The organism is Maribacter aquivivus (assembly GCF_900142175.1).
GTDB lineage: Bacteria > Bacteroidota > Bacteroidia > Flavobacteriales > Flavobacteriaceae > Maribacter > Maribacter aquivivus.
The window spans coordinates 475,015-489,777 of record NZ_FQZX01000002.1 but is presented as its reverse complement, the minus strand read 5'-3'; the positions used below and the strand labels follow the sequence as shown (position 1 = coordinate 489,777).

The window sequence follows — 14,763 nt, the reverse complement described above, 5'->3', positions numbered from 1 at the left end:
TTATGTAGTAAGTGTATACAAGAAGGGTTTCTTGTTATTAATAGGCAATTTAATTCATAAAAATTAGAAACTAAAGGATTGTCAAAGTTTTAAAAGATTGTATATTTGCACCTGGCAAGTCCTACACGACCAGCTCCTGTAGAATCCCCCAGGGTGGGAACACAGCAAGGGTATATGGTCGTAGCGGTGCGATGTAGGTAGCTTGCCTTTTTTTGTGCCTTAGAGTGAAATTTTAAGATTTAAGGTAACATATTCAAAACCAATTCTATATAACGTTTAGCATCGCTTATTTTCTATAAAATGAAAAAAAAAGTAGTACTAATTACAGGTGGGTCTTCAGGTATTGGCAAAGCAATAGGTATACATTTAAAAGAAAAAGGGTATAAAGTTTACGGTACAACACGTAGCAAGAGTAAATATCCGTCATTTTCAGATTTTCCACTTTTAGAGATGGATGTAAGAAAACAAGAAACTATTAAAAGTTGTATTGCATCATTACTTGAACTTGAAAATAGAATTGATGTACTTATAAATAATGCAGGTATAGGTATAACAGGACCTATGGAAGAAACTCCTCATGAAGAAGTTTTAAAAGCCTTTGCAACCAATTTCAACGGACCATTAAATGTGATGAACAATGTTTTGCCCGTTATGCGTGAGCAGAAAAATGGCCTTATTATTAATATAACCTCTATTGCGGGTTATATGGGTTTGCCATTTAGAGGTATTTATTCAGCATCAAAAGGAGCGTTAGAAATTGTAACCGAGAGTTACAGAATGGAGACTAAAGCTTTTGGCGTAAAGCTTACAACATTGGCGCCTGGTGATTTTGCTACTAATATTGCTTCTGGTAGATATCACACTCCTGTATATGAAAATTCAGCTTACAGAAATGCCTATAAGAGTACTTTAGAGGCTATAGATGCAGATGTAGATAGTGGTGGTGATCCAGCTGATGTGGCTAAGAAGATTGCTAAAATTATTGAAACTAAAAACCCTAAACCTCATTATAAAGTAGGTTCATTTATTCAAAAATTCTCTTTAACCCTCAAGAATTTATTACCGGGTCTTTGGTTTGAGAAGTTGCTTGAAGGTCATAGTTCGTAACAACCTAGAATAAAATCTATTAAAATTTTAGTTTACTAGTTTTTGTAGATATTAGAAAAGCCATCAACTATTACCGCGTTTTCAGTTATAATAGCTTTATTCATAGGGTAGAGCACCAATTTCTCGGTAAGCTCTTTAAAATCATTGCTATGATATTGTGATGAAGGATCTACACCAAGCGTAGATATGATAGTTTTCCACTGGTCGTAATCTGTTTTAATGTTAATACCTATAAGCTCATGGTCAGGTTTCTTTTCTTTAAGTATGGACACTCGTTTAAATATCTCTAAATATTGCTTTTTGTTAGTGCCAGACCAGAAATAAAATAAGACTTTCTTGTTTGCTGCAATTTCAGTTAAAGTCTTATTTTCATTGTTGAAGGTCATCACCTTTAAATCGGGAATAACTTTTGCAGGCTGAAGATTTGCAATACCTTGATAAAGGTTTTCAATTTCTTCAATGTGCATATTGTTTTTGGAAACTTTCTTAAATTCTGTTAAGAATATTTCTGTGTTTTCAGGTGCATCTTTTTTCTTTAATAAATAGTCAAATGCTACATTTCTAAAAAGATTATCTCTCAATTCTTTTTCAATAACAAGACTGTCAATCAGATGTAATTTATGCTTTTTGTAATGCAATTGCTTGCTTTCGTCTTCATGAGCGTTCTTGCATTCATTTTTACAGCTCATATAAGATAAGTTGCCAAAATGAGCTTTCATGAAATCGTAATAAGGTCTAAGGTAGGTCAATGTGTGGTCACCGTAATCTATTTGACTTCTATACGAGTAGAAGTCCTTAGGTAAATCATGAAGATTTTCCTCAGCAGTTTTTCTTTTATGTTGAAAGGGGTAAATTTCTTTATATCTATTATACGTGTAATCTATACTGCCGGTTAATAACTTAATTGCTTCTTCTGAAATTAGATTTTCTGAATTTAACTCATTTAGTGTAGCAACTTTGTCTTGTCTTAGAGATTGTATTTTATCAGCGAAGTCTAAGGGTTCTAATTCGTAATACTCGGAATACATAGCAGAATCTTCTTCTTCGGTTGCTAGAAATAACTCTAATAAAAAATTATTGGTCTCTTCATTAGTACCAGAGAAAACCAAAGACTCATCAAAATAGATAGTATTAAGCCTAACCATAAGACTATCGCCCTTTTCTAGGTATACATATTGATGTTCTGGAGCTAAATTAAAGTGGTACAAACCGTTTTCAATGGAAGAAAGCTTAAACTCAAATCGGTTATTGTTATCAATCTTTGCGGAATCGACCTTTACGCCGCCTTTCAGTAAAATAACTTGATCACTCGTAGGATTCACTATTTCACCAGCAAACAGTACTGTTTCAGAATCTTTTTTTGTGGAGGAACAACCCATTAATAAGGCTACGGATGCAGAGAGTAAAAATCTTATCATATAGTATATGGGACTGGTGATAGTCAAAAATAACAAACCTAATCACCAGATGTTGTTAATAGCTAGTTAAATGTTGTTAACCGCTAACTTAATAATCTTTTGTCGAATTTGATGCTAAACTAAGTAGAGTAAGCCTAGAAATTCAGTATTTTTGCACGGATTTTTAAAATTTTGTTTCTATGTTATCTGTTTCTAATCTTTCTGTTCAATTTGGAAAACGAGTGTTGTTCGATGAAGTAAATGTTGCTTTTACCCAGGGTAATTGCTACGGTATTATTGGTGCCAATGGCGCAGGTAAATCTACTTTTTTGAAAATTCTTGCTGGGCAAATGGACCCAACTTCTGGTCATGTTCATTTAGAGCCAGGTAAGAGAATGTCTATATTAGAACAGAATCATAACTCTGCCGATGATTTTACGGTATTAGAAGCAGTAGTAATGGGTAACAAGCCTTTGTATGAGATTAAGAAGGAAATAGATGCCCTTTATGCAGATTACGATGATAAAAATGCTGATAGAATAGGGGAGTTGCAGGTGAAGTTTGAAGAAATGAATGGTTGGAACGCAGATAGCAACGCGGCGGCATTACTCTCAAATTTAGGTATTAGTGCAGATTTACATTTTACTTTAATGTCTGAGCTAGATTCTAAATTAAAAGTACGTGTACTTTTAGCACAAGCGTTATTTGGTAATCCTGATGTATTAATAATGGATGAACCTACAAACGACCTGGATTATGAAACAATCAGTTGGTTAGAAAACTTCTTGGCAGATTATGAAAATACTGTTATAGTAGTAAGTCATGACCGTCACTTCTTAGATACGGTTTGTACTGATATAGGTGATATCGATTTTGGAAAATTGAATTTATATTCTGGTAACTATACGTTTTGGTATGAGAGTAGTCAGTTAGCGGCTCGTCAACGTGCACAACAAAACAAGAAGGCAGAAGAAAAAGCAAAAGAATTACAAGAATTTATTGCTCGTTTTAGTGCAAACGTTGCAAAGAGTAAACAAGCTACTTCTCGTAAAAAAATGCTTTCTAAATTAAAAATTGATGATATTAAACCATCTAGCCGTAGGTACCCTGCAATTATTTTTGACAGAGAACGTGAGGCTGGTGATCAGATTTTAAACGTAGAAGGACTTTCTGCTTCAACCGATGAAGGTGAGCTATTATTTAGTAACGTAAATATTAACTTGGCAAAAGGAGATAAAATTGCTATTATATCAAGAGACTCAAGAGCTACTTCAGCATTCTATGATATCATAAATGGCAATAAAAAAGCTGATAAAGGTACTTTTCAATGGGGTATAACTACTACACAATCTTACTTACCTGCAGATAATTCAGGTTTCTTTACTGGTAACATTAACTTGGTAGATTGGTTACGTCAATACGCTAAAACAGAAGAAGAGCGCGAAGAAGTATATATTCGTGGTTTCTTGGGTAAAATGTTATTTAGTGGAGAGGAAGCACTTAAAAAGTGTACTGTTCTTTCTGGAGGAGAAAAAGTACGTTGCATGTTAAGCAGAATGATGTTAATGCGTGCAAATGTATTAATGTTAGATGAACCAACGAACCACTTGGATCTAGAAAGTATTACTGCATTTAATAATTCACTCAAGAATTTTAAGGGTACTGTAATGTTAACGACACATGATCATGAGTTTGCGCAAACTGTTGCAAATAGAATCATAGAATTAACTCCAAAAGGCAACATTGATAGGTATTCTACGTTTGATGAATATATGTCTGACAAGGCATTAAAAGATCAGCGTAACAAAATGTACGCTAATTAAGCATAGAATAGATTAACCCAAATAGTTGTTTTATGAAAACCTACAAATATGTGGCTTGCTTTGTGCTAGCCTTTAGTTTCTTCGCATGCGAAAAATCTTCAGAACAAGTTGATGAGGAAATCGCTACTAATGTACAAGTTGACTACACAGTTTTTTTACAAAATAACAATCAATTAAATGGTGTTGTTTTGTGTTCTGCTAATGATGAATTTACTGTTAAAAGCGCAGTAAACTCATTTAGTAACATTCCCTCAAATGCTATAAAATATCGTACAACAACCGATATTGGCTATTATTCCACTACTAATTGTCAGGCAACTTTTCAATGGTTTAATGCAGAAGATTCTTCTTCAAAGTCAGTAGCCCTATTTAGCGATTTAGATGTATGTTCCATAAATGTAATTGCAATGGCATATTCTAGTGAACTTGCCGCTGTTGCGTATGAAAGAGAGCTATTGGGTAAAGACAAGCAATTTGTAATTCGCATAAATTCACTTAATGAGGTAGCAGATGGTCTTGTGGAAATTTCTTTGGATAAGAAGCCAATAGATATTGTAATGTCATCAAACCGTTTGTTTGTGTTAACGTTAAATGAGTTTGTAAGTGATGAATTTCATTTATCGGTAATTGATCTTGATGATAATGAAGTTTTAATGGAATTAGAATTAGGTTTAGACGCACAGCGTCTATTTACCAATAGTACTGGTAAGGTTATTATTAGCTACCCAGAGTTACATACTACTTTAGATCCCTTTACTTTAGAAAAAACGTACACCACGTATGGTGAGAATACAGAGCCTGGGTTTGTTACAACACAAGATTTTTTCTTAGATAGCGCAGGTAAATTTTATTTTCAAAAAAATATACCAAATGCAGAAATTGAAGAAGTACCAGCAATATATGACTTTGAAAAGAATAGCACTGTAGTTTATCTATTTGAAAATTTCTTAACTGAAACTGAATTGAATATGAAGTACAATGTAGCCCAAACAACATCAATAGCGTACGATGAAAAGAACAATTATGTTTTAATAGGCTATCAGAAAAAAGGACAGTTAGATAAAGGTGGAATTCTGAGAATAACTCCTGCTCCAGATTTCAAACTTATTGATAATATTGATTTAGAGGGTGTTCCGAAAACTATATTTGTAAAATAACATTTGTAATTAGCTATTAAAATATTTACTGTTCCAAATAGCAGGATTAAAGTTTTTGCCCATTGCAAATCCGTAGAAAATTACCACAGAAGCAATACACTTGAACATAAAAAAGTTCAAAATCCAAAATTGAGCATTTGAATTGGTTTTTGAGAATAGTCCGTCTGGTATCAACATCGTTGTAATGGTACTCATCAGTAAAACTAAAATAGCAAGGTTTACGATGCTTTTAAAAGGCCACATTAGTAGCTTTCGAAATGGGTGAAGGTCATTTCCCCATTGATGTATTAAATAATGATAACCATTTCCAATAGGGGCAAATAGCAAAGGATCATCCTTATCTTCTAGTTTAAAAAGTTTAGAAGGAGCTATTATTTTAAATCCCTGTATTTCTAAGTTATGTTCTTTTTCAAGACTTTTAATTTTTGACAGCGCCTCTGCAGGTATTGGTCCCTTAAAATATTTAGTATCTAAAAAGCGTAAACGATAGTCTATGCAAATTTGCTTGATTTCGTCTACGTGATAAATTCTAGAGCTATCTAATATGTTTACATTGAAATTATTGTTAGGTCTGCCATTGCTTGTTATTACGTTTTGTTCAATTCTCTCTAATTCATCATCTACATTTGAAAGAATATTATAAACCTCTTTCATTCTTGCATCTTCTGATAAAATCTGCTTATTTCTAGCTTTAGAGAGTTTCTGTTCAATGTTTGTTTTAGATAGCAACATATTCTTTTTTTAGCAATACACTCAAAGTTAGTTAATTAGTTATTTTATCAAAATCTTGTTTAACTTAATTAAAAGTTAATAAAATGTTAAAATCGTTCTATTGCTTAATTCACGCTAGGTGTAAAAGACATCTAATTGTATATTAACGGCGAAATCGAACCGTTTATCGATTTTGAGAACATTTTGCCCCTTAATAACCACCTATTATGAAAAAATGGACATCCCTCATGTCCTTGTGCGCCCTATTTTTAGGGATTCAGACCTATGCACAGGACAATGCTATTGATTTTAAATTTGAAAATCTAATATCAACTATTCAACCGGAAAAGTCTATTATAGAGCGTACGGCAAGCTTCGAAAATCATTCTTCATTATTAAATGCACTTAGAGCAACAAACTTAGATAAGGTTTTAGATTATACCGGAGAATTTACTGTTTTCGCACCTTCTAACCTTGCATTTGAAAAGTTATCAAAAGCGACAATAGATAAGTTATTTGATCCAGAAAATAAGAAGGCATTAAAGGCTATGCTTTCTTACCATATAATAGCGGATAAATTATCTGCCTCTAGTATTTTAAAAGCAATGTGTAGAGGTAATGGTATCGCAAAATTTACCACTATACAAGGAGATAAAATAACAGCAACCATGAAAGGTATTGATATTGTACTTACAGATAAATCTGGTAACAGTGCTATAATTACAACGGCAGATTCTAATCAATCTAACGGCATCATTCACGAAGTTGATACCGTTTTTGTTCCAGAAAAAATGCTTTAATTAACGAAGTATTGCACCTAAATTACGTTCGTAAGTACTTTGTAATTTAGACATTATCTTTTCTATTTGCTTTTCGGTCAAAGTGCTTTTGTCGTCTTGTAAAGTAAAACTCACTGCATATGATTTCTTTCCTTCTGGTAAATTTTCACCTTCATACACATCAAAAAGAGTCATGTCTTTTAAATATTTACGCTCTGTACTAAAAGCAAGGTCATGCAATTCTCGATAAGTAGCTTTATCATCTAATAGTAAAGCAAAATCTCTTTTTACTTCTGGGTGCTTAGGTATTTCTTTAAAAGTGACAGGTGATGTTGTAATTTGTTTTAAAACAGTTCCCCAATCAAAATCAGCATACAATATATCTTGTTTTATATCAAAATGCTTTAGAATAGACTTTTTAACCAAACCGAAAGAAACCAATTCTTTTTTCTTATTTGTAAATGTTAAGCCTTCTGAGAAAATTGTAGAAGTGGTAGGTTGACTTTTTAAATCAGAAAAACCAAGTCTTAATAATACCGACTTAACAATAGACTTTAATTCAAAAAAGTTTGCAGGGACAGCTTTTGTTGTCCAGTTATCTTGAACAGTATCTCCAGTTAATAGAATACTAAGATATTTTGGTTCTATTCGTTTATCACCTTTGGCGTAATATGTTTTGCCAAATTCGAACAATTTTAGATTACCCCTTCTTCGGTTAATGTTATAACTAGCAGCTTCCAAAGCAGAGAACAAAGAAGTTCTACGCAAAACAGAGAGATCCCCACTTAATGGGTTAATAATTTCAATAGACTTACGTTCTTCATCCTCATCTTCTAATAATGATGTATAATCAGGGTTCGTTAAGCTATTGGTTAAGATTTCAAAATAACCCTTGGCAGCAAGCGAGTTTCCAATAGTGGATTGTATGGTATGGTCTGCAGTCGCCTCTGTAGTGGCTATAGATGCATTCAACTTTTGGCTAAAAGCAACATTGTTGTAGCCGTAAACCCTTAATATTTCTTCTATAACATCTACCTGGCGTTGCACATCTACACGGTAAGAAGGTACTTCAAGACCCATACCGGCTTCTGTAACATTCTTAACCTTAATATCAAGAGATGCCAATATAGATTTAATGGTATCTTGCGGAATTTCTTGACCTATAAGTTTATTGATTTTTTCAAATGCAAGAAAAACTTCAAAATTAGGGTGCTTTTTAGGGTAAAGATCATAGACGTCAGAGGTAATTTCTCCGCCAGCAATTTCTTTTATTAATAATGCAGCACGTTTTAAACTGTACTCTACATTTTCAATATCAATACCACGTTCAAATCTAAATGAAGCATCGGTATTTAAAGCGTGTCTCTTCGCTGACTTTCTTATTGAAACAGGGTTAAAATAAGCACTCTCCAAAAATATAGATGTTGTTTCTTCGGTTACACCAGAACCTAATCCCCCGAAAATACCAGCTAAACATAAAGGTTTTTCGGCATCACAAATCATTAAGTCATCTTCATGTAAAGTTCTTTCAACTCCGTCTAGCGTAGTAAATTTTGTCCCTTTTGGTAAAGTCTTAACCAAGATTTTATTACCCTTTATTTTTGCAGTATCAAAAGCATGTAAAGGCTGTCCAAGTTCGTGTAGCACATAATTAGTTGCATCTACAACATTGTTCTTCGGAGTAAGACCTATCGATTTAAGTCTATTTTGAAGCCAAGTAGGCGAGGGCTGAACAATTAAATTGCTTAATGTAACACCACAGTAACGCGGAGCCAGTTCAGTTTTTAATACATCAACATCAATTTTTAAAGAACGGTCGTTAATATTAAAATGACTTGTAGAAGGTGTAATAAGTTCTTTGGTAATTTCCTTTTGTTTAAGTCCTGCTTTTAAATCTCTTGCTACGCCGAAATGACTCATGGCATCAGCACGGTTTGGTGTTAAGCCAATTTCAAAAACTTCATCCTCTTCAATGTCAAAAACTTCTGAACAAGGAGTTCCAACTTTCAGATTTTTATCAAGCACCATTATACCTTCGTGACTGCTACCAAGACCTAACTCGTCTTCTGCGCAAATCATCCCAAAGCTTTCTTCTCCTCTAATCTTTCCTTTCTTGATGGTCCAAGCTTCACCTTCGGCAGTGTATAGTGTTGTGCCAATTGTAGCTACAGGTACTTTTTGTCCGGCAGCAACATTCTTAGCACCACAAACAATTTGTACAGGTGCTTCTAGACCAATATCAACCATAGTGACATTTAGCTTATCGGCATTTGTATGTTTTTCGCAACTTAATACGTGACCTACAACAATACCTTTTAATCCGCCTTTAACAGATTCAAATTTATCAACACCTTCAACCTCTAAACCTAAATCAGTTAAAAGTTCTCCGGTTTTCTGTGATTCCCAATCTATTTGTATGAACTGTTTAAGCCAGTTGTATGATATTTTCATTCAAAATATTTATAGGTTGCAAAGATAAAACAATGCCCTAATACATTCAATAAGCTATGAAGTCTTTATTTTAATTTTTAATTCTGCCATTTTAATTGTTTATTAGAAGTTAAATTAAAAATTAGGTATGAGATATAGTATTGCAGTACTAGTCGTTTTAGTGTTATTGGTTGGGTGTAAGCAGAATACACCGAAAGTAAATTTATCAGAGGGTATTTGGCTTGTTGAGCTAGATGTTATGGATAATCAAGTACTCCCTTTTAATTTAAAAGTCAATAAAAAGCAGGATGGAAGTTACGCAATGCAAATTTTTAATGCGGAAGAAGTTATAGATGTAGATGAAATTGAAATTAAAGGTGATTCTATAATTATGCAGACACCTGTTTTTGAAGGTTATTTGGCGGGTACTTTTACCGAAAATAGAATACAAGGTCAGTTTATTAAAGCAAGTTTAGATAGGATAGTGCCGTTCAATGCAGAATATGGTACTGAAGATAGATTTGAAACTACAAATGAACGTACTAATGGCAATGTAACTGGTATTTGGGAAACCTATTTTAGTCCAGATTTAGCAGAAGAATATGTTGGTAAGGGTATTTTCTTGCAAGAAGATGATAGGGTTACAGGTACTTTTAGAACTACAACAGGAGATTATAGATATTTAGATGGCATACTTGATGGTGATTCTTTAAAATTATCTGCTTTTGATGGAGCTCATGCTTTCCTGTTTAATGCAAAAGTTACTGATTCTAGTATGAATGGTGTTTTTTATTCTGGTAATCATTTTAAGGAACCTTTTGTAGCTACTAGAAATGATGGCTTTGAATTGCCAGATCCAGATTCATTAACTTTTTTAAACGAGGGTTATGATAAATTAGCCTTTACTTTCCCAGATGTAAAAGGAAATATGATTTCTTTAAATGATGAAAAATATCAAGGTAAAGTGGTCGTTGTTCAGTTAATGGGTACATGGTGCCCAAATTGCTTAGATGAAACTAAATTTTTGGTAGATTATTTAAAAGAAAACAATGACATTGAAATTATAGGCTTAACTTTTGAATCAGCAAAAACTAAAGAAATAGCAATAAAAGGTATTGAGCGATTAAAAGATAGAATAGGGGTGAACTATCCTATTTTATTAGCGCAGTATGGTACTTATGATAAACAAAAGGCACAAGAAAAATTACCGATGTTAAACCATGTACTTTCATACCCAACCACAATATTTATTGATAAAAAGGGGAATGTTCGAAAAATTCATACAGGATTTAACGGTCCCGCCACAGGTGATAAATTTGTTGAATTCAAAAAGAATTTTAATGAATTGATGACCGAATTGGTAAGTGAATAATTTAGATAATAGTAGATTTTCCTAAGCCGATATTTTCATCGTTAATACTGAAATTACCATCTAGTTCCATGATATTGTCGGCAATAAAATCGCCAACATAGTTAGTACCATATTTAGAACTTCCTAAAATATCTGGGGTTACTATTTTTTTAGAAAATGATTTTAAAACTGCTGCTACAACGGCATCAGATTCTTCATTCATTTTAAAATGTTGCAATAGCATGGCCATACTTAATATAGAAGCTACTGGGTTTGCAATATTTTTACCTGCTGCATCTGGGTAAGAACCGTGAATAGGTTCGAACATAGCATGCTCAAGTCCTACAGAAGCTGATGGTAAAAGTCCTATTGAACCTGCAATTACGCTACCTTGATCAGAAAGAATATCTCCAAACATATTGTCGGTTAAAATGACATCAAATTGAGCGGGATTTAAAACCATCTGTACGGCAGCATTGTCTATCAATTGATAGTTAAGCTCTACATCTGGGTAGCTCTCGGATATTTGCGTTACCACACGTCGCCATAATCGCGAAGTTTCAAGTACATTAGCTTTGTCTACCAAGGTTACTTTCTTTTTTCTGGAACGAGCAGATTTGAACGCTAAATGAGTAATTCTACTAATTTCAGATTCACTATAAGAACATATATCTGTTGCAATATTCTTTTCTTCGTCAAAAGTTTTTTCACCGTAGTAAATTCCTCCAGATAATTCTCTAAAAATTACTAAGTCTGTATCTTTTACTTGAGCTTTTGATAAAGGGGATTGCTTAACTAAAGATGGAAAAACTTTAACAGGTCTAATATTTGCAAACAGACCTAATTTCTTGCGTAATTTCAATAGCCCTTGTTCTGGCCAAACTTTTGCTTTGGGGTTGTTATCAAATTCAGGTAGGCCCAAAGCACCAAATAATGTAGCATCGGTACTTTTACAAAGTTTTAGAGTTTCTTTTGGCAATGGACTGCCGGTCTGTTTAATAGCAGAAGCACCGATGAGTCCTTTTTGAAAGGTAAAACTATGGCCAAAAGTTTCTTCAACAGAACGTAGACACTTAATAGATTGTGCTACGACCTCAGGTCCAATTCCGTCTCCTTCTAAAACCGCAATATTTAAATGCATAATTAGCTAATACTTTGTAAATCAATATTTGAAGTCTCAATAATTTGATGAATATCATCATCTTTTACTTCTTTTCTAGTGTCCGCATACTTTAAAAACTCTTGATAAACATCATCTAATTGAACTTTTGACAATTCGTAACCAACAATTTTAGCTCTGTAGGCTAATGCGGCTCTACCACTTCTAGCAGTTAAAACAATAGATGATTCAGTGACGCCAACATCTGCTGGGTCAATAATTTCATAGGTTTCTCTATTTTTTATAACACCATCTTGATGAATTCCAGAGCTATGTGCAAATGCGTTAGCACCAACAATAGCTTTGTTTGGTTGCACTATCATACCCATTTTATTAGATACCATTAAACTAGTATCATAAAGTAATTTGCTATTTATAGTGGTGTCATAATTTAAATCTGGGTGTTGGCGTAATATCATTACAACTTCTTCTAATGATGTGTTACCTGCGCGTTCACCAATACCATTAATGGTACATTCAATTTGTCTTGCGCCATTAATGACACCAGAAATTGAATTTGCGGTAGCCAAACCTAAATCATTATGACAGTGACAAGATAGAATTGCTTTTTCAATGCCTTTTACATTTTCACGTAAATATTTTATTTTGGCACCATATTCATCTGGCAAGCAATAGCCTGTGGTATCTGGTATATTTAAAACGGTAGCACCTGCTTTTATAACCGCTTCACAAACACGAGCTAAAAACTCGTTATCTGTACGGCCGGCATCTTCGGCGTAAAATTCAACATCTTCTACAAAAGTCTTTGCGTATTTAACCGCATCAATTGCACGCTCTATGATAGCGTCTCTGTTAGAATTGAATTTAAATTTAATATGAGAGTCAGATGTGCCAATACCAGTATGGATTCTTGGCATTTTAGCATACTTAAGAGCTTCGGCTGCAACTTCAATATCATTTTTGACCGCGCGGGTCAATCCACAGACTGTAGCATTTTTAACGAGCTTGGCTATGGCTTCGACAGATTGAAAATCTCCCGGGCTAGAAACAGGAAAACCGGCTTCGATCACATTAACACCCAGTAAATCTAGGCGTTCAGCGATGACCAATTTTTGTTCCCGGTCCAATTTACAGCCCGGTACTTGCTCTCCATCTCTTAAAGTAGTGTCAAATATTTGTACTATCTCTTTACTCATTATATTTACGTAGTTTTACTCGTCAAACGAATATATAACCTAAAATACAAGTTACTTTAATGTTGTTAACTTGTTTACAACGTTAAGCTAGTTTTTTAGGTATGTAAAGTACTGAATAACAATTATTTAAACTCTTATTATTACGATGACAAATGCGCATAAAGATGCTTTGTTCGTTTTGGTTAAGTCACTTTCTAAATCTGAAAAGCGTCAGTTTAAGCTTTATGTAGGTAGATTAGGTGTAAATACAGATGCCAAATTTTTGGCGCTCTTTAATCTACTAGATAAAATTAAGCAATACGACGAGAAAACTATTTTGGAAAGTGGTATAGTTAAGAAGGCCCAACTTTCTAATCTTAAAGCTCACTTATATAAGCAGATTTTAGTGAGTCTAAGACTAAATCCTGTGAACCAAAATATAAGGGTTCAGATACGTGAACAGTTAGATTTTGCTACAATATTATATCAGAAAGGACTTTATAAACAAAGTTTGAAAATTTTAGATAAGGTAAAGGGAATTGCTATAGATAATGAAGAGAAGAATATAGCATATGAAATTGTTGAGCTAGAGAAGATAATTGAAACCCAGTATATTACAAGAAGTATACCTGATCGTGCAAATGAACTTGCTATACAGGCAAAAGAATTATCTGGACATAATGTAATGACCAGTAAGTTGTCAAATCTTTCTTTACAGCTTTATGGAATGATGTTAAAAGTGGGGTATGTACGAAGTGATGAAGATTATCAAAAAGTGAAAACTTATTTTAATAATCATCTGCCATTGTATAATATTGAGGACTTAGGTTTTCGGGAAAAATTATGGTTATATAAAGCCTATTTGTGGTATAGTTTTCTTACCCAAGATTTCTTGTCGTGTTTTAAATATGCCAGTAAATGGGTAGATCTATTCTATGATCATAAAGACATGATCTATTTAAATCCTGTTTTCTTTTTAAAAGGTAATCACTATTTATTAGAATCTCTTTTTTATGTGCAATACAGTTCTCAGTTTAAAGAAGTTTTAGAGCGTTTAGAAACGACTATTAAAGAAAAAGATTTTCCTGATAACGATAACATCAACTCCTTGGTGTTTATGTATTTAAATGCCAATAAATTGAACTTGCATTTTCTTGAAGGTACCTTTGAAAAAGGCTTGTACTTGGTGAAAATTGTTGAGTATGGTATTAATAAACATAGAGATCGAATTGATGTACACCATGTTATGGTACTCTATTATAAAATCGCCTGTCTTTATTTTGGTATTGGAGATAACAAGACCTGTATTCAATATCTTAAAAAGATAATTGATAATAAGAATTTAAAAATGCGTGAAGACTTAATGTGTTTTGCACGTGTTTTGAGTTTGGTAGCTCATTATGAAGCTGGTATGGACTATCATTTAGAAGTTCAATTAAAAAGCACGTATAAGTTTCTTTTAAAAATGGACGATATGCATGCTGTACAAAAAGAGATGATCAAGTTTCTAAGAAGTCTAGGTGGTATTTATCCTAACCAGTTAAAAGCGGAATTTCAGAAGTTATATAATGAGCTTAAAAAGTATGAGGATCATCCGTATGAAAAGAGGGCTTTCTTGTATTTAGATATATTATCATGGTTAGAGAGTCATTTACAGAATAAACCGGTTTCTCAAATTATGAGAGAAAAAGCGCTGGCTAAAATACGCTAAGC

General features: G+C 33.3%; 11 protein-coding genes and 1 other RNA gene. 7 read left to right on the top strand and 5 right to left on the bottom strand.

Annotation, left to right across the window (positions count from 1 at the left end):
* Nucleotides 1-112 precede the first annotated feature (112 nt).
* Both ffs and BUC31_RS12575 read left to right on the top strand, forming a co-directional pair.
* An RNA gene (gene ffs / locus BUC31_RS12580) (signal recognition particle sRNA small type) lies at nucleotides 113-211 on the top strand.
* A gap of 89 nt (nucleotides 212-300) precedes the next feature.
* On the top strand, nucleotides 301-1,107 hold the full coding sequence (locus BUC31_RS12575) for an SDR family oxidoreductase (protein ID WP_073244706.1): 807 nt from the start codon (nucleotides 301-303) through the stop codon (nucleotides 1,105-1,107).
* 35 nt (nucleotides 1,108-1,142) lie between these two features.
* On the opposite strand, the gene BUC31_RS12570 is transcribed toward BUC31_RS12575, so the two are convergent.
* On the bottom strand, nucleotides 1,143-2,525 hold the full coding sequence (locus BUC31_RS12570) for a DUF4369 domain-containing protein (RefSeq protein ID WP_073244705.1): 1,383 nt from the start codon (nucleotides 2,523-2,525) through the stop codon (nucleotides 1,143-1,145).
* A 179-nt stretch (nucleotides 2,526-2,704) separates the two neighbouring features.
* Here BUC31_RS12570 and BUC31_RS12565 point away from each other — a divergent pair, with 179 nt between their 5' ends.
* Entirely contained in the window at nucleotides 2,705-4,327 is a 1,623-nt protein-coding gene (locus tag BUC31_RS12565; RefSeq protein ID WP_073244703.1) for an ABC-F family ATP-binding cassette domain-containing protein, read from the top strand.
* 32 nt (nucleotides 4,328-4,359) lie between these two features.
* On the top strand, nucleotides 4,360-5,484 hold the full coding sequence (locus BUC31_RS12560; protein WP_073244701.1) for a hypothetical protein: 1,125 nt from the start codon (nucleotides 4,360-4,362) through the stop codon (nucleotides 5,482-5,484).
* A gap of 9 nt (nucleotides 5,485-5,493) precedes the next feature.
* Here the strand turns inward: BUC31_RS12560 and BUC31_RS12555 are convergent, their stop codons facing one another.
* Nucleotides 5,494-6,216: a hypothetical protein gene (locus tag BUC31_RS12555; protein ID WP_073244699.1), complete on the bottom strand. Its 723-nt coding sequence runs from the start codon at nucleotides 6,214-6,216 to the stop codon at nucleotides 5,494-5,496.
* A 206-nt stretch (nucleotides 6,217-6,422) separates the two neighbouring features.
* On the opposite strand from BUC31_RS12555, the gene BUC31_RS12550 reads away from it, so the two are divergent.
* Nucleotides 6,423-6,995 (top strand): fasciclin domain-containing protein, encoded by a 573-nt coding sequence (locus BUC31_RS12550; RefSeq protein ID WP_073244697.1) that lies wholly within the window; start codon nucleotides 6,423-6,425, stop codon nucleotides 6,993-6,995.
* On the opposite strand, the gene pheT is transcribed toward BUC31_RS12550, so the two are convergent.
* Entirely contained in the window at nucleotides 6,996-9,425 is a 2,430-nt protein-coding gene (pheT, locus tag BUC31_RS12545; RefSeq protein ID WP_073244695.1) for a phenylalanine--tRNA ligase subunit beta, read from the bottom strand.
* Between the two features lie 127 nt (nucleotides 9,426-9,552).
* Here pheT and BUC31_RS12540 point away from each other — a divergent pair, with 127 nt between their 5' ends.
* Nucleotides 9,553-10,776, top strand: a complete 1,224-nt coding sequence (locus BUC31_RS12540; RefSeq protein ID WP_073244693.1) for a peroxiredoxin family protein — start codon at nucleotides 9,553-9,555, stop codon at nucleotides 10,774-10,776.
* A 1-nt stretch (nucleotide 10,777) separates the two neighbouring features.
* On the opposite strand, the gene leuB is transcribed toward BUC31_RS12540, so the two are convergent.
* Together leuB and BUC31_RS12530 are read right to left on the bottom strand one after the other, a co-directional pair.
* A complete protein-coding gene (leuB, locus tag BUC31_RS12535) occupies nucleotides 10,778-11,896 on the bottom strand; it encodes a 3-isopropylmalate dehydrogenase (RefSeq protein WP_073244691.1) in 1,119 nt (372 codons plus the stop codon).
* A gap of 2 nt (nucleotides 11,897-11,898) precedes the next feature.
* Complete coding sequence (locus BUC31_RS12530; protein WP_073244689.1) at nucleotides 11,899-13,071, bottom strand: 2-isopropylmalate synthase; 1,173 nt, start codon at nucleotides 13,069-13,071, stop codon at nucleotides 11,899-11,901.
* Nucleotides 13,072-13,216: 145 nt separating this feature from the next.
* Between BUC31_RS12530 and BUC31_RS12525 the strand changes: the two genes are divergently transcribed.
* Nucleotides 13,217-14,761, top strand: coding sequence for a hypothetical protein (locus BUC31_RS12525; RefSeq protein WP_073244688.1), 1,545 nt, complete (start codon nucleotides 13,217-13,219; stop codon nucleotides 14,759-14,761).
* The last annotated feature ends 2 nt before the right edge of the window (nucleotides 14,762-14,763 follow it).